This window comes from Kitasatospora sp. NE20-6, from assembly GCF_045862635.1.
In genome coordinates this window covers 250468-272798 of record NZ_BPRL01000006.1, presented here as the reverse complement: position 1 = coordinate 272798, position 22331 = coordinate 250468, and the positions used below count along the sequence as shown (strand labels likewise).

The 22331-nt window shown below is 75.5% G+C and carries 18 protein-coding genes; 10 read left to right on the top strand and 8 right to left on the bottom strand.

The annotated features are described in order from the left end of the window. Positions 1-172 precede the first annotated feature (172 nt). The 3 genes from SNE206_RS08165 (at position 173) to SNE206_RS08155 (ending at position 4345) form a co-directional block, all read left to right on the top strand. Positions 173-2995, top strand: a complete 2823-nt coding sequence (locus SNE206_RS08165; RefSeq protein ID WP_407912689.1) for a glycoside hydrolase family 3 C-terminal domain-containing protein — start codon at positions 173-175, stop codon at positions 2993-2995. A 144-nt stretch (positions 2996-3139) separates the two neighbouring features. Beyond that, entirely contained in the window at positions 3140-3802 is a 663-nt protein-coding gene (locus SNE206_RS08160; RefSeq protein WP_407912688.1) for a ThuA domain-containing protein, read from the top strand. Positions 3803-3871: 69 nt separating this feature from the next. Then, positions 3872-4345: a Dps family protein gene (locus SNE206_RS08155; RefSeq protein ID WP_407912687.1), complete on the top strand. Its 474-nt coding sequence runs from the start codon at positions 3872-3874 to the stop codon at positions 4343-4345. A gap of 62 nt (positions 4346-4407) precedes the next feature. On the opposite strand, the gene SNE206_RS08150 is transcribed toward SNE206_RS08155, so the two are convergent. Beyond that, a complete protein-coding gene (locus tag SNE206_RS08150; protein ID WP_407912686.1) occupies positions 4408-5175 on the bottom strand; it encodes an aminotransferase class IV in 768 nt (255 codons plus the stop codon). A gap of 72 nt (positions 5176-5247) precedes the next feature. On the opposite strand from SNE206_RS08150, the gene SNE206_RS08145 reads away from it, so the two are divergent. After that, positions 5248-5739 (top strand): hypothetical protein, encoded by a 492-nt coding sequence (locus tag SNE206_RS08145; protein WP_407912685.1) that lies wholly within the window; start codon positions 5248-5250, stop codon positions 5737-5739. A gap of 55 nt (positions 5740-5794) precedes the next feature. On the opposite strand, the gene SNE206_RS08140 is transcribed toward SNE206_RS08145, so the two are convergent. Next, positions 5795-6199, bottom strand: coding sequence for a (2Fe-2S) ferredoxin domain-containing protein (locus SNE206_RS08140; protein ID WP_407912684.1), 405 nt, complete (start codon positions 6197-6199; stop codon positions 5795-5797). A 245-nt stretch (positions 6200-6444) separates the two neighbouring features. Here SNE206_RS08140 and SNE206_RS08135 point away from each other — a divergent pair, with 245 nt between their 5' ends. Further along, complete coding sequence (locus SNE206_RS08135) at positions 6445-6879, top strand: CBS domain-containing protein (RefSeq protein ID WP_405013971.1); 435 nt, start codon at positions 6445-6447, stop codon at positions 6877-6879. 84 nt (positions 6880-6963) lie between these two features. Here the strand turns inward: SNE206_RS08135 and SNE206_RS08130 are convergent, their stop codons facing one another. Further along, a complete protein-coding gene (locus SNE206_RS08130; RefSeq protein ID WP_407912683.1) occupies positions 6964-7794 on the bottom strand; it encodes an alpha/beta hydrolase fold domain-containing protein in 831 nt (276 codons plus the stop codon). Positions 7795-7883: 89 nt separating this feature from the next. After that, a complete protein-coding gene (locus SNE206_RS08125; protein WP_407912682.1) occupies positions 7884-9539 on the bottom strand; it encodes an FAD-binding dehydrogenase in 1656 nt (551 codons plus the stop codon). 302 nt (positions 9540-9841) lie between these two features. Here SNE206_RS08125 and SNE206_RS08120 point away from each other — a divergent pair, with 302 nt between their 5' ends. Both SNE206_RS08120 and SNE206_RS08115 read left to right on the top strand, forming a co-directional pair. Next, the gene (locus SNE206_RS08120; protein WP_407912681.1) at positions 9842-10768 is read left to right on the top strand and encodes an SGNH/GDSL hydrolase family protein; all 927 of its coding nucleotides are present in this window, start codon (positions 9842-9844) and stop codon (positions 10766-10768) included. Between the two features lie 133 nt (positions 10769-10901). Then, positions 10902-11813 (top strand): alpha/beta fold hydrolase, encoded by a 912-nt coding sequence (locus SNE206_RS08115; RefSeq protein WP_407912735.1) that lies wholly within the window; start codon positions 10902-10904, stop codon positions 11811-11813. A gap of 74 nt (positions 11814-11887) precedes the next feature. Here SNE206_RS08115 and SNE206_RS08110 read toward each other — a convergent pair whose 3' ends face one another. Continuing rightward, positions 11888-13324, bottom strand: coding sequence for an MFS transporter (locus tag SNE206_RS08110; protein ID WP_407912680.1), 1437 nt, complete (start codon positions 13322-13324; stop codon positions 11888-11890). Between the two features lie 115 nt (positions 13325-13439). Here SNE206_RS08110 and SNE206_RS08105 point away from each other — a divergent pair, with 115 nt between their 5' ends. Then, positions 13440-14438 (top strand): Lrp/AsnC family transcriptional regulator, encoded by a 999-nt coding sequence (locus tag SNE206_RS08105; protein WP_407912679.1) that lies wholly within the window; start codon positions 13440-13442, stop codon positions 14436-14438. A gap of 136 nt (positions 14439-14574) precedes the next feature. Here SNE206_RS08105 and SNE206_RS08100 read toward each other — a convergent pair whose 3' ends face one another. After that, on the bottom strand, positions 14575-17013 hold the full coding sequence (locus SNE206_RS08100; RefSeq protein ID WP_407912678.1) for an endonuclease/exonuclease/phosphatase family protein: 2439 nt from the start codon (positions 17011-17013) through the stop codon (positions 14575-14577). Positions 17014-17431: 418 nt separating this feature from the next. Here SNE206_RS08100 and SNE206_RS08095 point away from each other — a divergent pair, with 418 nt between their 5' ends. Next, positions 17432-17791 (top strand): hypothetical protein, encoded by a 360-nt coding sequence (locus SNE206_RS08095; protein WP_407912677.1) that lies wholly within the window; start codon positions 17432-17434, stop codon positions 17789-17791. Positions 17792-17819: 28 nt separating this feature from the next. Here the strand turns inward: SNE206_RS08095 and SNE206_RS08090 are convergent, their stop codons facing one another. After that, on the bottom strand, positions 17820-18770 hold the full coding sequence (locus SNE206_RS08090) for a hypothetical protein (protein ID WP_407912676.1): 951 nt from the start codon (positions 18768-18770) through the stop codon (positions 17820-17822). Positions 18771-18891: 121 nt separating this feature from the next. After that, positions 18892-19998: a HoxN/HupN/NixA family nickel/cobalt transporter gene (locus SNE206_RS08085; protein WP_407912675.1), complete on the bottom strand. Its 1107-nt coding sequence runs from the start codon at positions 19996-19998 to the stop codon at positions 18892-18894. A 371-nt stretch (positions 19999-20369) separates the two neighbouring features. Here SNE206_RS08085 and SNE206_RS08080 point away from each other — a divergent pair, with 371 nt between their 5' ends. Further along, the gene (locus SNE206_RS08080) at positions 20370-22316 is read left to right on the top strand and encodes a CocE/NonD family hydrolase (protein WP_407912674.1); all 1947 of its coding nucleotides are present in this window, start codon (positions 20370-20372) and stop codon (positions 22314-22316) included. Positions 22317-22331: the final 15 nt, after the last annotated feature.

Genomic DNA, 22331 nt, shown 5'->3' with positions numbered 1-22331 from the left:
ACCTGCGACACCGCGAGATGGGTCTGGACCAGCGGGAACACCCGCCGGGGCGGCCCGGGGGCCACCCCGGGCACGCTTGACAGCCTGCGGTATCACTGCGAACTTCGAAGCGCTTCGATCGACGACTCCCGAAGCGTCAGCTCCGCCCCCGTGCCGCACCGGAGGACCATCCATGCCCGACGCCCCTTACCGCGACGCCCGGCTGCCCGCCCGCCGGCGGGCCGAGGACCTCCTGTCGCGCCTCGGCACCGACGAGAAGATCGCCCTGCTGCACCAGCACGCGCCCGCCCTCCCCCGGCTCGGCCTGGCCGCCCACACCACCGGCACCGAGGCCCTGCACGGCGTCTCCTGGCTGGGTCCGGCCACCTCGTACCCGCAGGCCGTCGGCCTCGGCGCCACCTGGGACCGCGCGCTGGTGCGCCGGGTCGGCGAGGCCGTCTCCACCGAGGTCCGCGCGTTCCACGAGCGCCCCGCCGCCCCCGGCCGCGCCCCGATCGGCCTCAACGTGTGGGCCCCCGTGGTCAACCCGCTGCGCCACCCGCTGTGGGGCCGCAACGAGGAGGGCTACGCCGAGGACCCGCTGCTGACCGCCGAACTCGCCACCGCCTACACCCACGGCCTGCGCGGCGACCACCCCGTCTACTGGCGCACCGCCCCCACCCTCAAGCACTTCCTCGGCTACAACAACGAGGACGACCGCACCTCCACCTCCAGCGACCTGCGCCCCCGCGTCCTGCACGAGTACGAGCTGCCCTGCTACCGCGGCCCGGTCGAGGCCGGCGCGGTGGCGGCCGTCATGCCCTCGTACAACGTCGTCAACGGGCGGCCCGCGCACGTCTCGCCGTACATCAAGGACGAGCTGCGGCGGTGGAAGCACGGCGCCGACCTGGTGGTCTGCAGCGACGCCGAGGCGCCGTCCAACCTCGTCGCCGCCCAGCGGTACTTCGACGACCACGCCGAGGGCCACGGCGCCGCCCTGCGGGCCGGCGTCGACAGCTTCACCGACCACGGCACCGACTCCCCCGTCACCGTCGCCCGGCTCACCGACGCCCTGGAGCGCGGCCTCGTCACCGAGGCGGAGATCGACGCCGCCGTGCTGCGCCAGCTGCTGATGCGCATCAACACCGGCGAACTCGACCCGGAGCTCGACCCGTACGCCGGAACCGGCCAGGACGTCGTCGGCTGCGAAGCCCACCGCGACCTCGCCCGGCAGGCCGCCCGGCAGGCCGTCGTGCTGCTCCGCAACGCCGGCGGGCTGCTGCCGCTGCCCGCCGCGGGCACCGTCGCGGTACTCGGCCCGCTCGGCGACGACGTGCTGCGCGACTGGTACAGCGGCTCGCTGCTCCACCGCACCACCCTGCTGGACGCGCTGCGCGAGCGGCTCGGCGCCGACCACGTCACCTACGCCGACGGCCTCGACCGGATCGCCCTGCGCTCCACCTCGACCGGCGGCTACCTCACCGCCGGCCCGGACGGCTCGCTCGCCGCGACCGGCCACCAGGTGGGCCCCGCCGAGAGCTTCGCCGTGCAGGACTGGGGCCACGGCGTCAGCACCCTGCAGGCGCACGACGGCCGCTACCTCACCAAGGACGGCTACGGCGTGCTCGCCGCCACCGCCGAGCACCCCGACGAGTGGGTCGTGCAGGAGACGTTCCGGCTGGAGCGCGGCGAGGACGGCCGGGTGCGCATCCAGCACCTCGGCACCGGCCACTGGGTCGCCGTCGCGGCCGGCAGCGGCGCGCTCACCACGTACGCGTCCGCCCGCGCGCAGGCGGAGCCGTTCGCCGTCCGCACCGTCTCGGCCGGCGCCGAACAGGCCGCCCGGCTCGCCGCCGGGGCCGACGCGGTGGTCGTCGTCGTCGGCAACGACCCGCACATCAACGGCCGCGAGACCGAGGACCGCATCGACCTGCACCTGCCGCCGCAGCAGGAGGAGATCCTGCGCGCCGCCCGCGCCGCCAACCCGCGCACCGTGCTCGCCGTGGTCAGCAGCTACCCGTACGCCGTCGACTGGGCGGACGCCGAGGTGCCCGCCGTGCTGTGGACGGCGCACGGCGGCCAGGAGGGCGGCCGCGCCCTCGCCGACGTGCTGCTCGGCGACCACTCCCCCGCCGGGCGCCTGCCGCAGACGTGGTACCGCGCCGGACAGCGTCTGCCCGGCCTGCTCGACTACGACATCATCACCGCCCGCACCACCTACCTCTACCTCGACGACGAGCCGCTCTACCCCTTCGGCCACGGCCTCTCCTACACGGAGTTCCGCTACGGCCCGCTGAGCGCCCGGATCGACGGCGAGCACGCCACCGCCTCGCTGACGGTCGCCAACACCGGCACCCGCGCGGGCGCCGAGGTCGTGCAGCTCTACACGCACACCCCGGACGCCCCCGTCGCCACACCGCTGCGCCGCCTCCAGGGCTTCGAGCGGATCGAGCTCGCCGCCGGGGAGGAGCGGGAGGTCTCCTTCCGCGTACCGCTGGCCGCCCTCGGCCGGTACGACGCCGCGCACGGCCGCTGGACGGTCGACCCGGGCCGGTGCACGCTGGCCGCCGGCGCCTCCAGCGCCGACCTGCGCAGCACCGCGGAGCTCACCCTCGACGGGCCCGCACCGCAGCCCCGGCCGGGCCTCGGCACCCCGCTCGCGGCCCGCGACTTCGACGAGGCCACCGGGGTGCGCATCGTCGACCGCACCCGGGAGAGCGGCGAGGCCGTCGAGGCGGGCGCCGACGGCCCGGGCCGGCTCGCCTTCCACGGCGTCGACCTCGGCGGCGGCGCCACCGCGGCCGTGCTCGGCGTCTCCCGGACCGCCCCGGGCCCGGCCGTGGTGGAACTGCACCTGGGCGGCGCGGTCACCCGGGTCGAGGTGCCGTCGACCGGCGGCCGCTACGCGTGGACGACCGCCGGCGCGGAGCTCGCCGCCCCGGTCAAGGGCGTCCACGACGTGCACGTGGTGCTGCGCGGGGCGGTCCGCCTCGACGGGATCACCTTCACCGGCTGACGCCGCGCCGGGCCCGTTCGCCCCCGCGGCGGACGGGCCCGGCGGCGGCCGGTGTCGGCGGCCGCGCACGGCCCGTTGCCGGAACGCGCACGGTTCGTGCAAGGACACCACGGCCGGCCGCCGCGGGCGGCAGGATCGGTCCTCATGACCACCAGGATTCTGATCCACACCCGCAACCTCGTCTTCCCGCACGCCTCCGTCACCGACGGGGTCCGCGCCCTGCAGGAACTCGGCGCGGACCACGGCTTCGCCGTCGACACCACCGACGAGCCCGGCGAGTTCCGCCCGGGCTCGCTGCGCCGGTACGCGGCCGTGGTGTTCCTCTCCACCGGCGGCGAGGTGCTCGACGAGGCGGGCCGCGACGCGCTGCAGGCCCATCTCACCGCCGGCCACGGCTGGATGGGCGTGCACTGCGCGGCCGGCACCGAACTCGACTGGCCCTGGTACGAGGGCCTGGTCGGCGCCCGCTTCGACAGCCACCCGCCGATCCAGACCGCCACCGTCACCACCGCCGACCCCGACCACCCCGCCACCGGGCACCTGCCGCCCGCGTGGACCTGGACGGACGAGTGGTACAACTTCCGCGCCGACCCGCGCGACCGGGGCGCGCGGGTGCTGCTCACCGTCGACGAGGCCGGGTACGAGGGCGGCACGATGGGCGGGGACCACCCGCTCGCGTGGGCGGGCGAGCACGACGGCGCGCCCACCTTCTACACCTCGCTGGGCCATGCCCCGGAGGCGTACGAGGACGCGGCGTTCCGCCGTCACCTGCTGGGCGGCGTCCGGCATGCACTCGGCGACATGTGAGACATGCCCGATTCGCCCGATTACCTGTGAGAGGCTGACGGGCAGATCCGAGCCCGAGGAGCAGCCCCGATGTACGCAATCAAGAGCCCGCTGCCCGATGCCGACCGCACCGTCGTCGGCGAGGCCCTGCAGGGTGCCCTGGTCGACCTCGTCGACCTCTCGCTCGTCGCCAAGCAGCTGCACTGGAACGTGGTCGGCCCGCGCTTCCGCTCCATCCACCTGCAGCTGGACGAGATCGTCGCACTGGCCCGCCTGCACGCCGACACCGTCGCCGAACGGGCCGCCGCCATCGGCGTCTCCCCCGACGGCCGGGCCGGCACCGTGGCGGGGAGCAGCGGCATCCGGCCGCCCGAGGGGGGCCCGATCGCCGACACCGACACCGTCGCCGCCCTGGTCGAGGCCCTCGGCTCCACCGTCACCCGGATGCGTTCCCGGATCGAGGCCACGGGCGGCCCCGACCCGGTCAGCCAGGACATCCTGATCGGCCTCACCGCCGACCTGGAGAAGTACGCGTGGATGGCCCAGGCCGAGCACAGCGGCTGACACGCCCCCGGGGGCCGCCGCCGCACCCGGCCGGGACGGCGGCGGCCCTGCGACTCCTCGTCCTACAGCTCTTCGCCGGGCAGCGCCGCGTACGCCGCCCGCAGCGCCGCCACCACCGGGTGCACCGCCGGCAGCCCGACGGCGTCGACCGCCGCCACCGCCCGCACCCCGACCGCCGCGTTCGTCGCGAACGCCGCCTCGAAGCCGGCCGCGCCCCGCACCACCTCCGACCGCCACGGGTGCAGGCCCTGCAGCAGCTCCATCGTGGTGCCGCGCAGCTGCTCCGCCGCCGGCCACACCACCTCACCGCCGCGGACGAAGCCGATGTTCCACGTGCCGCCCTCGGAGACCGCCCCCGTGCCGTCGGTGAACAGCACGTCGTCGAAGCCCGCCGCCTGCGCGGCCCGCCGCTCGCGCAGCGCCCCGAACAGCCCGACCCCCTTCACCTGCGGCGCGTCCCGCTCGTACCGCGCGGTGCGCACCCGCAGCGGCGGCAGGTCGACCGGCCCCGCCGGACGCGTCGTCACCAGCACGCGCGGGTGCGCCTCCGCGCCGATCCGTCCGACGTCGAGCGCCGGGTCGTAGACCGTCACCCGCACCACGACGGCACCCCCGGCGGGCACGGCCCGGCGCGCGTACCCGCGGACCCGCTCCACGTCGAGGCCGGTGCCGAACAGTGCGCGGCAGTCGCGGGCCAGCCGGGCGAGGTGCAGGTTCAGGCCCCTGACACGGCCGTCCTCGACGCGCACGGTCGTGAAATGGCCGTAGTTGGTCAGCGCCAGCGTCTGAAGTTCCGCCACGGTGACCGGCTGTCCGTCGAGTTCCGCCATGGCGCCCAGCATCGCAGACCGCCGCGATAGCATCCGCTCGGCCGCGCGGGGCCACGAACAGCGGGGGAGCACATGACGGCGATCGCGGTGACCGGCCACCTGGACCTCACCGGGGAGACCCTGCCCCTCGTCCGCGCCGCCCTCCGGGCGCTGCTCGCCCCGCACGGCGGCGACGGCCTCACCGGCCTGTCCTGTCTCGCACCCGGCGCCGACACGCTCTTCGCCGAGGCGGTGCTCGCCGCGGGCGGCCGGCTCGTCGCCGTGCTGCCCAGCGCCCGGTACCCGTGGCGGCTGACGGAACCGCAGCGCGCCGACTTCGAACGGCTGGCCGCGGCGGCCGGCGAGACGGTCACCCTCCCGTACGCGGAGCCGGGCCCGGTCGCGTACCGGGCGGCCAACGCCGAACTCCTGCGCCGCGCCGACCTGCTGGTCGCCGTCTGGGACGGCTGCGAGGGCCGCGGCCCCGGCGGCACCGCCGACATGGTCGCCGTCGCCCGGCAGGCCGGCGTGCCGGTCGAGGTGGTGTGGCCGGACGGCGCCGCCCGCGCGACGGCCCCGGTCTGACCGCCCGGGCCGTCCGCCGCGGGCGGGCCGGGCGGCCGGGAGGCCCGCCGCGGGATCAGCCCGGCAGACCGTCGCGGACGCGGCGGGAGACCGTGAACTCCTGCAGGTCGAGCACGCCCGGCGCGGGCACCACACCCGGCCCGCCGGCCTTCACCCAGCCGACCACGTCGTCGATCATGTCGTCGGCCAGCACCCAGCCGAGCCAGACGGGGCGCCCGCCCGCCCGGCGGCCCTCCGCCGACGGGCTGACCACGACGACGTTGGAGTGGCCGCAGGCGTCCAGGCAGTCGACGGCCCGCACCGTGCCCGCCTCCCCGACGCCCTCGCGCAGCCGCGCCAGCTGGCCCCCGTGGTCGACACCCGGATGCTTGGCCGACGTGCCGCAGCAGCAGCCCCGGCAGACGGTGACGGTGACCGGCGCGGGGGCGGCGGGCGCCGGGTTGCGGGGACGTCGGGCCATCGGGTTCCCTCCCTGGTGGCCGCGGTCGCGCGACCCGCCCGGCGGTGCCGGTGCGCGCGCGGCCGGGCCGTACGGACGGCGCCGCCCGTGCGGCCGGCACCCCGGCAGATTCTGCCGCAGGCCGCCCCCCGCTCCGCGCGCGGCCCCGGGCGGGCGTGCTTATGGTGAGGTCACGATCACCCTCCGCGCCCGCACCCGGCCCGGCCGGGCAGGCGGGGGCGGCGGATCACCGAGAGGACCCACCCGTGACCACAGCCCGTGACATCATGCACGCCGGCGCCCAGTGCATCGACGCCGACCAGAGCCTGATGGCCGCCGCGAAGATGATGCGCGACCTCGACGTCGGCGCGCTGCCCATCTGCGGCCCCGACAAGCAGCTCAAGGGCATCATCACCGACCGCGACATCGTGCTGAAGTGTCTGGCGGTCGGCATGGACCCGGCCACCATGAAGGCCATGGACCTCGCCGGCCACCTGCACTGCGTCAAGGCCGAGGACGACATGGAGACGGTGCTGAAGAAGATGGAGCAGCACCAGATCCGCCGGATGCCGGTCATCCAGGACGGCAAGCTCGTCGGCATGATCAGCGAGGCCGACCTGGCCAGCGGCCACCGCGACGGCCAGCGCCTGACGGACCGGCAGATCATCGAGTTCATGGACAGCATCTACGTGAGCCGCTGACGCCGCGGCGGACGGCGCCGGCCCCCTGCGGGGTCGGCGCCGTCCGTGCGCACGGACCCCGGGAGCCGGGCCGCGCGGGGCCGGTCAGGCGCCCGCTGCCAGCTGCCCCGCCAGGAAGGCCACCGAAGCGTCGATCAGGCCCGGCACGTCCGGGTACCCGGCGAAGCAGTGCCCGGCGCCGTCGACCGGCAGGTACGTCGAGGGCACGCCCGCCTCCGCCAGCAGGGCGTGCAGGCGCGCGCTGTGCAGGGTCGGCACCTGGTCGTCGTCGGCGCCGTGGAGCAGCAGGAACGGCGGCGCGCCCGGCGACACGTGCGTGACGGGACTCGCCTGCGCGGCGGCCTCCGGCAGGAGCGCGGGCGCCCCGCCGATCAGGCGGCCCTCCGGCCCGTCGGGGTTGTCGGGGTGCATCACGGACAGGTCGGTCGGCGTGTACCACAGCACGACGGCCGAGACGCCCCCGTCCGGGACGCCCCCGCCGGTGAGCGCGGCGAGCGCCGCCAGGGTGCCGCCCGCCGACTCCCCCCAGAGCCCGAGCCGCCCGGTGTCCAGGCCCAGGGCCGCGCCGTGCGCGCGCAGGTGGGCGAGCGCCTCCCGTACGTCGTCGAGCTGGGCGGGGAACTGCGCCTCGCCGGAGAGCCGGTAGTCGATCGTCGCCACGGCGAGGCCGGCCGCGGTGAGGGCGTCGAACACCGCACCGGGCGCCACCGTGTCGGGCAGGTAGCGCCGGTCGCCGGACCAGAACGCCCCGCCGTGCATCCACACCACGACCGGCACCGGGCCCGCGGCCGCCGGCACGTGCAGGTCGAGCAGGAGCGGGCGGTGACCCTGACGGTAGGCGTACGTGACGCCCTCGTACAGCGTGGTGCCGGTGGCCGTGGTCCGCGGGGTGACCAGGGGCAGGTTTTCGTCCATGACGGGCGATCATAAGGCCGCCGCGGAACGGCCCGTGGCGGAGTGCCCCCGGGCGTCCGGGCGGTGGCCTCCGCGGCGGCCCGGCCGGGTCAGGCGGTGGCCTCCGCGGCGGCCCGGCCGGCGGCGCGGCCGGAGAAGAGGCAGCCGCCGAGGAACGTCCCCTCCAGGGCGCGGTAGCCGTGCACGCCGCCGCCGCCGAAGCCCGCGGCCTCGCCCGCCGCGTACAGCCCGTCGAGCACCGAGCCGTCGGGGCGCAGCACGCGGGAGGCGAGGTCGGTCTCCAGGCCGCCGAGCGACTTGCGGGTGAGGATGTTGAGGCGGACGGCGATGAGCGGGCCGGCCTTGGGGTCGAGCAGGCGGTGCGGGGAGGCCGTGCGGATCAGCTTGTCGCCGAGGTAGCGGCGGGCCCCGTGCACGGCGGTGACCTGCAGGTCCTTGGAGAACGGGTTGGCCATCTCGCGGTCGCGGGCCTCGATCTCGCGGCGCAGTTCGGCGACGTCGACGAGGGCCTCGGGGGTCTTGGCGTTCATGCCGCGGACGAGTTCGTCGAGGCTGTCGGCGACCACGAAGTCGGCGCCGTGCTTCTTGAACGCCTCGACCGGGCCGGTGGCGCCGGGCAGGGCCCGGCCGAGCACGCCCCTGACGGACTTTCCGGTGAGGTCGGGGTTCTGCTCGGAGCCGGAGAGGGCGAACTCCTTCTCGATGATCTTCTGGGTGAGCACGAACCAGGTGTGGTCGTAGCCGGTGGTCATGATGTGTTCGAGGGTGCCGAGGGTGTCGAAGCCGGGGAACAGCGGCACGGGCAGGCGGTGGCCGCGGGCGTCCAGCCAGAGCGAGGACGGGCCGGGCAGGATCCGGATGCCGTGCATCGGCCAGATCGGATCCCAGTTCTCGATGCCCTCGGTGTAGTGCCACATCCGGTCGCCGTTGATGAGGTGGCCGCCGGCGTCGCCCGCGATGCCGAGCATCAGGCCGTCGACGTGTGCGGGCACGCCCGAGAGCATGCGCTCGGGCGGGGTGCCCAGACGGGCGGGCCAGGCCTTGCGGACGAGGTCGTGGTTGCCGCCGATGCCGCCGGAGGCGACGATCACGGCCTGGGCGCGGAGCTCGAAGGTGCCGGCCACCTCGCGGGAGCTGGACTCGCCGCGCCGCACCGTGCTGGGCGCCAGGATCTCGCCGCCGACGGTGTCGAGGGTGCCGCCGGTGGAGGAGAGGGCGGTGACGCGGTGCCGGAAGCGGAAGTCGACGAGCCCCTTGCCCGCCGCGGCCTTCACCCGGCGGGCGAACGGCTCGACCAGGCCCGGGCCGGTGCCCCAGGTGATGTGGAAGCGCGGCACCGAGTTGCCGGGGCCGGTGGCGGTGAGCCCGCCGCGCTCGGCCCAGCCGACGACGGGGAAGAAGCGCACGCCGCGCTCGTGCAGCCAGGCGCGCTTCTCGCCGGCCGCGAAGTCGACGTACGCCTCCGCCCAGCGGCGCGGCCAGGCGTCCTCGGGGCGGTCGAACCCGGCGGTGCCGAGCCAGTCCTGCCAGGCGAGGTCGCGGGAGTCGCGGATGCGCATCCGGCGCTGCTCGGGCGAGTCGATCAGGAAGAGGCCGCCGAAGGACCAGTGCGCCTGGCCGCCGAGCGAGGCCGCGGGTTCCTGGTCGAGGAGGATCACGCGGCGTCCGGCCTCGGCCAGTTCGGCGGTGGCGACCAGGCCCGCGAGCCCGGCTCCGATCACGATCACGTCGGCGTCGAGTGCCATCCGGGCGGTCCTCCAGGCGGGTACGGGCGGTGCGGGGTGCGAGCGGGTGATCTGAATGGTGCGCCCTGGCGGCGCGCCGGTCAACCGGCCGGTAACTTGCCCGGCCGGGAATTCCGCTCCACCGGGTAGTGGAAATACCTTGCGCTTCACCATGGAGCGTAATTCCCGGGGAGTCTGACGGAATGTCCGACGCGAATCGGCGGTGCCGGATATCTGGACAGTCCTGTTAACCTGCCAGTAACTTACCGACGGGTAGATATTCGGCCCACCCCCACCCTGTTTCTCTCCCCCCAGGAGGAACCGTGTTCAGCCATGCCCTGAAGCGTTCGTCCGTCCTGGCAGCCGCCGCCCTCACCGCCGTCCTCGCGGGCCTCCTCGGCGCCCCCGCGGCCTCCGCCTCCCCCACCGCCGGCGACTACGTCGCGCTCGGCGACTCCTACGCCTCCGGCGCCGGCGTCCCCGCCCAGTACGCCGGACTCTGCCTGCGCTCGCAGCGCAACTACGGCCACCTCGTCGCCACCGCCCTCGGCAGCAGCAGCTACCGCGACGCCACCTGCGCCGCCGCGAAGACCTCCGACCTCACCGAGGCGCAGTACGACGCCTTCCTCCGCGTCAACGACCCCCAGCTCGACTCCGTCTCCGCCGGCACCGACCTCGTCACCCTCGGCATCGGCGGAAACGAACTCGGCACCTCCGACCTCGGCATCGGCGACGTCATCGCCACCTGCATCGCCGGAGCGGTCGTCAATCCCTTCGGCACCCCGTGCAAGGACGTGTACGCCCACGGGCACTGGGACTTCTCCAGCTGGTCCTGGAAGTACGGCGAGGACACCCTCCGCACGCGCGTCGACGCCGCCGCGCCCCGGATCGCCGCCGCCCTGGAGAAGATCCACGCCAAGGCCCCGGGCGCGACGGTCCTCCTCGTCGGCTACCCGTCCGTCCTGCCCGACAACGGCCGCGCCTGCATCGGCCGCCAGCCCATCACCACCGGCGACGTCGACTACCTCCGCGGCGTCCTCGACCGGCTGAACGGCATGCTCGCCGCCACCGCCGCCGCCCACCACGCCACCTACGTCGACACCCTCACCCCCACCCGCGGCCACGACGTCTGCTCCGGCGACCGCTGGATCGAGGGCGCCCTGCCGGGCTCCCCCGCCGTCCCGTTCCACCCCAACGCCACGGGCGAACGCGTCATGGCCGACGCCGTGCTGGCGGCCGTCCGCCGCTGATCCGCCCGGCCGTCCGGGGAACCCCCGCCGGGGACCGGGAGTTCCCCGTACGGCCGCCTCCGCCCACCCTCCCGGGAGCACCGCTGTGACCACCGTCCACCACCGCTCCGTCGACTCCGCGAGCGGCCTGCGGATGCACGTCGCCGAAGCGGGCGAGGGCCCGCTCGTCCTGCTCCTGCACGGCTTCCCCGAGGGCTGGTACTCCTGGCGGCACCAGCTGACCGCGCTCGCCGAGGCCGGCTACCACGCCGTCGCCCCCGACCAGCGCGGGTACGGCCGCACCGGCGGCCCCGACGCCGTCGAGCAGTACACCCTCCACCACCTCGCCGGGGACGCGCTGGGCCTGATCCCCGCCCTGGGGCACCGGCAGGCCGTGGTCGTCGGCCACGACTGGGGCGCACCCGTCGCCTGGCACACGGCCCTCGTCCGCCCGGACGCCGTCCGCGCGGTCGCCGGGCTCTCCGTGCCGCCCTTCCCGCGCGGCGCCGCACCCGCCACCGAGGTCTTCCGCCGGCTCCCCGGCGGCACCCACTACATGCTCTGGTTCCAGCAGGTCGGGCCGCCCGAGGCCGAACTCGCCCGCGACCCCGGCACCACCTTCCGCAAGCTCCTCACGGGCCGGCCCGCACTCGCCCCCGGCGGCCTGCCGATGGTGCCCGAGGGCGGCGGCTTCCTCGACCTCTTCGAGGCCCCGGCCGACCTGCCCGGCTGGCTCACCGAGGACGACCTCGCCATCTTCACCGCCGAGTTCGCCGACCACGGGTTCCACCGGCCGCTGCACTGGTACCGCAACCTCGACCGCAACTGGGAGCTCGGCTCACCCTGGCAGACCGCCGTCATCCGACCGCCCGCCCTCTACATCGCGGGCGAACGCGACCTGGTCGTCGCCAACCCCGCCACCCGCCAGGCCGTCGCCGGCCTCACCTCGTACGTGCCGCAGCTGCGCGACCCGGTCTGGCTGCCCGGCTGCGGCCACTGGACCCAGCAGGAGAAGCCCGCCGAGGTCAACGCCGCCCTGCTCGCCTTCCTCGCGGACCTGGGCTGACCCCGGACGCCCGACGCCCCGTCACCGCCGAGCGGTGACGGGGCGTCGGGCGCCGCACGGTGGGCGCCGGGGTCTCACTCCGGGGCTGCCACCGGCTGCGGGCGGGCGGCCTGCGGCTCGGCCGGGTGGACGTCCGCCGGGGCCGGGGCGCGGCGGACCAGGGCGAGCACGAGCAGTCCGGCCGCGAGGCCGGTGAGCCCGGCGGCCAGGTAGACCCGGTCGAGGGCGTCCGCGAAGGCCGCGTGCCGGTCGGGGCCGGCGCCCGCGTGCCGCAGGCCCGCCTGGAAGACCGAGCCGAGCACGGCGATGCCCAGCGCGTACCCCAGCTGGCGGCCGGTGCTGACGGCGCCGCTCGCCATGCCCGCGCGCTCCCGCGGAACGGCGGCGAGGGCGGTGGAGATCAGCGTGGGCGTCGACAGGCCCACCCCCACGCCCACCACCAGCATGCCGGGCAGCAGGGCCGTCCAGGACGATCCCGCGGACACCAGCCGCAGCAGCAGGGTGCCCGTGCCGATGAGCAGCAGGCCCACTCCGATGGGCAGTTGCGGGGCGGCCCGGTCGAAGACCTTGCCGCTGACCGGCGCGACGACGAACGCGGCGATCGCCAGCGGGCAGACCGCCAGACCGGCCTGGAGCGGGCCGAGCCCGACGACCTGCTGCAGCCAGATGGAGGTGTAGGTGAGCTGGGCGAACGCCCCGGCGGTCATCAGCAGACCGCCGAGGGTGAGCCCGAGGAAGGTGCGGTTGCGCAGCAGCGAGAGGTCCAGCAGCGGCCGGGCGGTGCGGAGTTCGACGGCGGCGAAGACGGCCAGCGCCACCACGGCGAGGCCGACCGGGCCGAGCACCCGGGCGCTGCCCCAGCCGTGCTCGCCGCTCTCGATGAGCCCGTAGGTGAGGGCGGCGGCAAACACGGTGAAGCTCGCCGCGCCCGGCAGGTCGAGGCGGCCCCGGGCCTGCTGCGGGGCGGCGTGCAGGCGGCCCAGGGTGAGCGCGACGGCCACGGCGGCCACCGGCACGTTGACCACGAAGATGGAGCGCCAGCCGAGCCAGTCGGTGAGCAGGCCGCCGAGCACCGGACCGACCGCGGCCGCCGCCCCGTTGACGGCGCCCCAGACGCCGAAGGCCGTACCGCGGTCGCGCCCCTGGTAGGCGCCGGCGATCAGCGCGGTGGTGGAGGTCATCATCGCGGCGCCGCCGATGCCCTGGACGGCGCGGGCGGCGATCAGGGTGCCGGCGTTCGGGGCGAGGCCGCAGGCCAGCGAGGCCACCGCGAACACCACGAGACCGGCGAGGTAGAGCCGCCGGTGGCCGAGCCGGTCGCCGAGCGAGCCGAACGCCATGAGCAGGGCGGCGAGCACGAGGGCGTAGACGTCGACCACCCACTGCAGGGCGGTGAAGGAGGAGTGGAGGTCGGCGGACATCGGCGGCAGCGCGACGTTCACGATGCTGACGTCGACCAGCAGCATGAACGCGCCCAGGCAGACGGCCGCCAGGGGGATCCATTTGCGCACGGTGAGGCTCCGGTCGGAGGAGGTGAAGGAACTCCCGTACTCTGGCCGCGCGCGGCCCGATGTCCCAGCCAGTACGGCGTTCCCGGCGTAATCCGACATCGGTTACCGTGGAACGATGGAATCCGACACTCTCGACCTCCTCGACCAGCAGCTGGTGCACGCGCTGCAGCTGAACGCCCGGGCGCCGTTCAGCCGGATCGCGGAGGTGCTGGGCGTCTCCGACCAGACGGTGGCCCGCCGCTTCACCCGGCTCCGCGGCGAGCGGCGCCTCCGGGTGCTCGGGCTGACCGACCCCGAGGCCCTCGGCGAGACCCGGTGGCTGGTGCGCGTGCGCTGCACGCCGGACGCCTCCGCCGCGGTCGCCGAGGCCCTGACCCGCCGGGAGGACACCACCTGGGTCAGCCTGACCTCCGGCGGCACCGAGATCAGCTGCATGACCCGCTCGCACCCCGAGGAGGACGAGCACAGCCTGCTGCTGCAACGGCTGCCCCGCACCCCGAGCGTGGTCGGGGTGACCGCGCACTGCGTGATCCACACCTTCTTCGGCGGCGAGCTGAGCATGGTCACGAAGTACGGCGCGCTCGACGCCGGGCAGATCGCGGCGCTGCGACTGCCGCGTCCCGCCCGGCCGTCCGGGCCCGCACCGGCGCTCGACGACGCCGACCGGCGGCTGCTCGACGTGCTGGCGGCGGACGGCCGGGCCGGACTCGCCGAACTCGCCGCCGCCACCGGCTGGTCGCAGAGCACGGTGCGCCGCCGGATGGACGAGCTGACGGACCGGGGGGTGCTCTACTTCGACCTCGACTCGGACTGGCGGATGTTCGGCATCCGCACCTGCACGATGCTCTGGTTCTCCGTCGACCCCGCCCGGCTCGCCGCGACGGGCGCGGCACTCGCCGAGCACCACGAGGTGGCGTACGCCTGCGCCACGACCGGGCCGACCAACCTGCACGCGGTGGTGCTGACCACGGACGTCCGGGCGCTGTACACCTACCTCACCGAGCGGATCGCCGCACTGCCCGGCATCGGCCGGATGGAGAGCGCGCCGATCATGCGGAACATCAAGGGCCCGGGGCCGCTCCCGACCGTCCCGCAGGCCGCCCGGCGGCGGTGAGACCGCCGGCCCCGGCAACGGCGGGGCACCGCCCGGCGGCCGGGCGCAGCACGGCGGGGCGCGCCCGGGGGTCTCCCGGGTGCGCCCCGCCGCCTGGTGCCGCGTCAGGGTCCGGTGTGTCGGACCACCGCCGCCGTCAGGGCTTGATGCGGACGATCTGCGGGTCGTGGTCGCTCGCCTGGGCGGCGAACTCGGCGTTGATGTGCACGACGTCGTACTCGACGTGCTGGCGCTTCAGGCCGGGGCTGACCAGGATGTGGTCCAGCACCTGGGAGTTGCCCTGGTAGACGTACGAGTACCGCTCCTTGGCGGGGAGTTCGTTCACCAGGTCGCGCAGCACGCCGTCCTGGGTGAGCGCGGTCAGCGCCGGGGAGAACTGGTAGTCGTTGAAGTCGCCGAGGGAGACCACCCGGGCGTTCGGGTCGGCGGCGAGGAGCTCGGCCACGAACGCCTGCTCCAGGACGGCCTGCTTGGTGCGCTGCACCTCGGAGCTGCGGGTCGGGGCCTGGAAGCGGCTGTCGATGCCCTGGTCGCCGCCCTTGCTGTTGAAGTGGTTGGCGATGACGAAGATCGGCTTGCCCTTGAAGGAGAACTGCCCGACCAGCGGCTTGCGGCTGCTCGTCCACGCCTCGTCGGCGGGCGCGATGCGGCCCGGGGAGGCGGTCAGCGCGGTGTGCTTGCCGGTGCCGGTCACGCCGACGGCGGTGGTGGCGTCGCCGCCCGCGATGTCGGTGAAGGAGATCCGGTCGGGGTTGAAGAGGAAGACCTGGCGGATGTTGCCGCCGGGCTCGCCGCCGTCCTTGCCGTCGACCGGGTCGATGGAGCGCCAGTCGTACGCGGGGCCGCCCGCGGCCTTGATGGCGGCGACGAACTTGGCGACGGTCGCGGAGGCGCCGACCGTGCCGTCGCTGACGGCGCCGTTGTCGTCCTGGATCTCCTCCAGGGCGACGACGTCGGGCGAGCGGAGGTTGGTGACGATGCCCTGCGCGAGCTGGGCGAACTTCTCGTCGGGGTCGGACGGGTCGAGGTTCTCCACGTTGTACGTGGCGATGGTCGCCTCGCTCGGCTGCGCGCGGTCGGTGACCTCGCGCTTCAGCCCGTTGTCCTTGAGGGTGCCGACGGTGTTCGCGGCGATGGTGTATCCGCCGAACTGGTTGTAGTCGAGCGGACCCGCGGTGGTGCCCTTCAGCCTGTCGCCGACGTTCGCGACCGGGAAGGCCTGCTCGGCGGCGGGGATCAGCGACTGCACCATCAGGCGGCCCGCGTTGGGCTTGTCGTAGCCGAGGTAGACGACGCCGCCGCGGCGGGTGTCCGGGTCCTGGCAGTCGACGTCGACCCACAGCTCGTTGTACTGGTCGGTGGCCTGCACGACGCGGGCGTCGGCGATCTCGACCCGCATGCCCTCCAGCGACTCGTAGAGGTCGAGCGCGTAGGCGGAGGGCTGGAGGGCGAGGCCCTCGATCGTGGCACCGGCCGCGTCCGGCGCGTACGCGGCCGGGATGCTGCCGCTGTCGAGGAGCACGGCGGCGGGCAGCGGGTTGCCGGAGGACACCACGGTGGTCTTCGGGGCGCTGAGCTCGGTGACGGACTGGCTGCCGCCGGTGAACGACGGGTAGTACTCGGTGACCTTGGCGGTGACGAGCACCGAGTCGCCGACCTGCACGGTGGGTGCGGCGCTGCCGGTGTAGACGAAGACGGCCTCGCTGGTGGCGGGGTCGGCGTCGGGGGTGGCGTCCTGGATCCAGAAGCCCTTGGAGCCGGTGGTGCGCACGCCGGTGACGATGCCGGGGATGCCGGCGATGGTGCTGCCGGACTTCGGCGAGGTGCGGGTGCCGCCCTGGACGTCGTGGATGCGGACGGTGCCCGGCTCGGTCGGGCCGGTGGTGCCGGTGTCGCCCTCGGCGGCCTCGCCCTTGCTGTTGACCGGGCTGGGCGTGCCGGCCACCAGGTCGGCGGCGTTGTCGTCGGTGTCGGCGAGGCCGGCGGCGCGGGCGACGGAGGTGGTGTTGCTGGTGCCGGGGACGGACGCGCCGCCCTCGTGGACGACGGCGGTGCCGAAGCCGACCAGGTCGCGGATGCGGGTGTCGGCGGCGCAGTCGGCGGCGGTCTTGCACGTCAGCGGGGCGGTGCCCTGGACGAGCGCGACGGTGCCGGCGGTCGCGGAGAGCGCGAGGGTGCCGGTGGCGTCCGGCGTCGGCAGGGCGACGGTGCCGCCGGTGCCGGCGGCCTCGGCGATCAGGAAGCGGCCGCCGGGCGCGACGGAGCCGCTCAGCACGGTGACGCCCCAGGTGGAGGTCGCGCCGGGGTTCGCGGAGATGTACTGCACGCTGAAGCCGTCGAGGCCGAACGCGGCGCCGCCCTTGTTGGCGAGCTCGATGAAGTCGTTCTTCAGCGTCGCACCGGAGTTGCCTCCGCCGCCGTAGACCTCGGCGATCACGGCGTCGGCCGAGGGCGCGGCCATCGCGCCGGGCAGCGGGACGAGGACCAGCGAGGCCGCCACGGTCGCGGGCAGCACGGTGGCGCGCAGCAGCGTCCGCCGACGGGAACGGGGGTTGCGGGCGGTGGGTTCGGTCACCGGGAGAGGCTCCTTAATCTGCCCGCGCCGTCGCGGTGGAGCGGCGCCGGGGCAGCACGGTCACCCGGGCGGACGTGGGGTCCGCGCCGGGTGCTGAGGGTGTGTCAAAGGGTGCGACTACTCGCGTAGATACGGAATGAAGATACGCGCGTAGAAGATGACGCGACAAGACATCGCGCGTTAACTCTTGGAGCCGTCCGGACGCGATCGACGGCCCGCCGGGCCCGCCACGGGCGAACGCGCACGTGACCGGGGGAACCCCGCAAGTGACGGCCTCCTGGTGGATTTCCCGCGCCGGCCGGGCAGACATCCCGAGCACGGCCCGGCCCCGCGCAGCGGCGCCCGGGGCGGCGAACACCGGCCCCGGGAGGGCGATCCGACGGACCGTCAGGCCCGGGGCACGAGCGAAGGAGCGGGCGTGTCCCGAGCACTCAAGACCGTCGTCGCCGCGCTGGCCGCGGCAGCCGTCCTCTCGACCCCCGCCGTCTGGCTGCTGGACGGCCCCGGGCCCGGCCAGTTCGTCGGCGCCACCGTGCAGGCCGCCACCGGCGTCGCCGCCCTGGTGTGGGCTGTCCTCCAGGGCCGGCCGACACCCGCCGTGCACGACTCCGCCGAGCACACGGGCCCCGCCGTGGCCACCGGCGGCGGCAGGGCGTCGAGCGGGGTGACGGGCCCCGCGGACCGCGGTGGCGGTTCGGCCACGGTCCGCAACACCGGGGCCGCGGACTCCGACGGACCCGGGAGCCGGGCCGAGACCGGCGTCCACTACTACCGCTGACCCCCGGCCCCCTCCCGTGCGGAGGGGGCTACCCGGTGTACGGGGCCTCCCAGACCGTTGCCTCCATGGTGAAGGCACGATCCCCGGTCTGGGTCAGCCTCACCTTGCCGAGCCGTTGCCCGCCCGTCCTGATGCACCAGGTGGTGACCTGGCCGACGTCGGCCCGTGCGAGCGGAGGAGCCGACGCGCCGTAGCCGAGGCTCTCGCAGTCCTGCCGGGCGGCCTTGTCGAACGCCACCTCCAGCTTCAGCACTCCGGCCCGGTTCCGGTAGTCGTACATGCCGAAGTAGGTGCCGTCGTCGAGTTGCTGGAGGACGAGGTCATAGGCCTCCCGGTGGCCCTGGTCGCCCAGCCCGGGCGGGTCGTCGAAGTCGAGGCCCACCGCCACGGGGCCGACGACGATGTCCCGCCGCACGACGAAGGGCCAGCGCGCACCGGAGGCCGTGACGGCCGGAACGCCCGACGGACCGGCCGTGGGGCCGGGCGACCGCACCGGCGGCGCGGTGGCCGGGGAGCCCGTGGCCGACGGCGCGGCGGACGCGGGCGCAGGCGCGCCGGGCGACGGAGGGGCGGAGACCGCTCCGGCGGGGGTCCGTGCGGCCTGGTCGGGCGGGGTGCGCCCGGCCACGGCCGCGTACAGGACCGCGCACGCGGCAGCGGTGACCGCCAGGGTCGCGGCCAGGACCACCCTCGGCCCGGCGCCCTGGGTGACGAAGGTCATGGTGCCGGAGTTGGCGACGGCGCCGTTGTGCGCGCTCACGTCCCCGCTCGCATTCGTCACGGTGCCGCCCGGAGCTGCGACCGCCCGGCCCCGGGAGGGGGCCGGGCCGTGGTGGCCGCTCACCGCGCGGGCACCGCCGGTCGCAGATGCGGAGCCGCTCCCGGAGACGGCCGCCGTCGGGTGCTCCCCCACCGGGTGCTCCGCGGCCGGAAGTTCCCCGTCCGGACGGTCGGCGGCGCGGTGCTTACCCCTCGTCATGTCCGGAGTGATTCCCCGCCGGGACCGTCGGCAGTCGCCGCCGGGGTGTGCGGTCGGCGACACCCGCGGAGGCCCGCCCCGGGACCTCCCCGGTGCGGGCCTCACGCGTACCTGCGGAGCGTCAGTCGGCCTCGGCGGGGGCGGGCTCGCGCATGCCCGCCGACCACTTCTGCTCGACCTTGCCGAACTTCCAGAAGGCGAGGGCGCCGGCCCAGGTGAGCACGAAGAGGCCCACGATGGCGTAGCCGACCAGGTTGAGGTCGAGCTCGGCGATCCAGCCGACCGGGCCCGCGGTGATGTCGAGCTTCTCGGCGAGCAGGCCGACGAGCTCGACGACGCCGATCACCAGGGCGACCAGCACGGAGAGGCCGGTGACGGTGAGGTTGTAGTAGACCTTGCGGATCGGCTTGGAGAACGCCCACTCGTAGGCGAAGTTCATGAACGAGCCGTCGATGGTGTCGAGCAGGCTCATGCCGGCCGCGAAGAGGATCGGCAGCACCAGCAGCGCGTACCAGGGCAGCGAGAACGCGGCGGCGCCGCCGGCGAGCACGAGCAGCGAGACCTCGGTGGCGGTGTCGAAGCCGAGACCGAAGAGCAGGCCCACGGGGTACATGTGCCAGGGCTTGGTGACGGCCCGGGTGACGCGGCCGAGGATCCGGTTGAGGAAGCCGCGCCTGTCGAGCTGGCGCTCCAGCTCGGCCTCGTCGAACTCGCCGCGCTTCATGGCGCGGAAGACCTTGAGGATGCCGTTGAAGGCGCCGAGGTTGATCAGGCCGATCAGCACGAGGAAGGTGCCGGAGACCGAGACGCCGATCAGGCCGGTCGCGGTGTGGAGGGAGGACTCGTCGGACTCGACCTGGCCGGCCAGCGAGCGGATGCCGAAGGCGAGCAGGGCGCAGAGGCCGAAGACGATGGAGGAGTGGCCGAGGGAGAACCAGAAGCCCACCGACAGCGGCCGCTTGCCCTGGCCCATGAGCTTGCGGGTGGTGTTGTCGATGGCCGCGATGTGGTCGGCGTCGAAGGCGTGCCGCATGCCGAGCGTGTAGGCGGTGAGGCCCATGCCCGCGCCGAACACCTGGCCGCCGACGTCGTAGTGGCGGGGGGCGATCACCGCGAGCAGCGTGAGCCAGCCGACGACGTGCAGCGCGAGCACGAAGCCGCCCATCCCGGCGAGGCGTATCCACTCCTCCCGGGTGAGCCGGTCACGGAGGCGGCTTGGCGATGACATGGGGTCCTCCCGGCAGCGGACTGATGAGCCGGCCCATCCTGTCGCCCGACGGATCTAATTGCAAGTCATGTGCAACTGCACCCCGGGGGCGCATCGACCTGGGAGGATGCACCCGGGGCGCGTTCCGGGCCGGGCACGGCCCACCCCACCCCACCCCGCACCGCAGCGCAGCGCACCGCACCGCACCGCACCGCACCGGGCGCATCACGCCGCGCACCGCACCGCACCGGGGCGCACCCGAACCGCCGACCGCGCCCCGGCGGACCCGTGCCCCGCGGAAACGGCGCCCGGTGGAAATGGCGCCGGGCCGCGCCCATCCTGAGGAGGCCGGGCCCGGCCACCGGGCCGCCGCACGACCCCACGGAGCGCCCATGCAGCCGCCCGCCCCGTACCCGTACCGGACGACCCGCAAGGACGTGCGCATCCCGATGCCGGACGGCACCCGACTCGCCGCCCGGCTCTGGCTGCCCGTGACCGACCACCCCGTGCCCGCCCTCCTGGAGTACCGGCCCGGCGGCCTCGGCGACACCACCGCCACCCGCGACGCCCAGCGCCACCCCTGGTACGCCGGGCACGGCTACGCCTCCCTGCGCGTCGACGCCCGCGGCCACGGCAGCTCCGAGGGCGCGCCCACCGACCCGGCGTCCGCGGCGGGCGTCGCCGACGGCCTCGCGCTGCTCGACTGGCTCGCCGACCGCCCCTGGTCGAGCGGCCGCGCCGGTGCCTTCGGCATCGACCGCGGCGGCACCGCCGCCCTCGCCCTCGCCGCCCTCGGCCCGGAGTCGCTGGCCGCGGTCGTCACGGTCTGCGCCGACGACCGTTCCGTGCCCGCCCGCCGCCTCGGCGGGGCCCCGCTGGCCGCGGCCCCGCACGCCGAGGCCGCCGACCGGCTCGCCGCCGCCTGCCGCCCGCCCGACCCGCGGTACGCCGGCGACGACTGGCGGCGCCTGTGGCTCGACCGGCTGGCCGCCCTCGACCCGGCCGCCGACGACGAGGAGCCCGACCCGCTGCGGTACGAGGCGGTCCGCGCCGCCGTCCTGGCCGTCGGCGGCTGGGCAGACCCGCAGGCCGGCACCGTGCTGCGGCTGCTGGAACGGCTCCGCGCACCCGTCCGCGGGATCATCGGCCCCTGGCCGCACCAGTACCCCGACGAGGGCCTGCCGCCCGGGCCCGCGGTCGGCTTCCTGCAGGAGACCCTGCGCTGGTGGGACCACTGGCTGCGGGGTGCCGACACCGGCGTGCTGGAGGAGCCCGCGCTGCGGAGCTGGATGAACGAGTCCGTGCCGCCCGCCACCGCGTACGCCAACCGCCCCGGGCGCTGGGTCGGCGACGACGCCTGGCCCTCCCCCGACGTCCGCGAGGTGCGCTACGGGCTCGACGGCGCGCTGCGCACCGCCGGTACGCAGGCCGGCGAGCGTTTCGTGCCCGTGCGGTCGCCGCAGCACACCGGGATCGACTGCGGGGCGGTGCGCCCGCTCGGCGGGCCCGCCGACCTGCCGCCCGACCAGCGGGCCGAGGACGGCCGGTCGGTCTGCTTCGACTCCGCGCCGCTGCCGGAGCCCGAGGAGCTGCTGGGCGCGGCCGGGGTCCGGCTGCGGGTGCGCTGCGACGCGCCGCAGGGGCGGATCGCCGCGCGGCTGTGCGACGTGGCACCGGACGGCTCGTCGACGCTGGTGGCGCGGGGTGCGGCCGCGGCGCCGGGCCGGGGCGGGCCGGTGGAGGTGGAGATCGGGCTGGCGCCGGTCGCGCACGCGTTCCCGGCGGGGCACCGGATCCGGCTGGCCCTGTCCTCCGCGTACTGGCCGTGGCTGTGGCCGGCCGCCGGGGCGGGCGGGTTCGAGCTCGACCCGGGCGGCTCGGTGCTGACCCTGCCGGTGCGGCACCTGGCGGCGGACGCGGGCAGCGGCCCGGTGGCGTTCGACCCGCCGGAGCACGCCGAGCCGCCCGCGGCGGTGCGGCCGGATCCGCTCACCGCCCGCCCGGAGCGGCAGGTGGTGCACGACGTCGCGGCGGGCGAGTGGCGGGTGCAGCTGGCCCGTCCGGCGGGCGCGGTGGTCCACCCGGACGGGCTCGCGGAGGAGGAGAGCGTGCTGGAGGCGTACCGGATCCGCGCGGACGACCCGCTGTCGGCACGCGCCCGCACCGACCGGACGCTGCGGCTGGAGCGCACCGAGATCGGCTGGGACGTCACCGTGCAGGTCCGGGCCGAGACCTCCGGCGACGAGCGGCACCTCACGGTGCACGAGCACGTCCGGGCGCTGGAGGGCGGCGCGGTGGTCTTCGAACGGGACTGGCGGCGGCGGCTGCCCCGGGGGTGAGAACGCGGAGAGGGG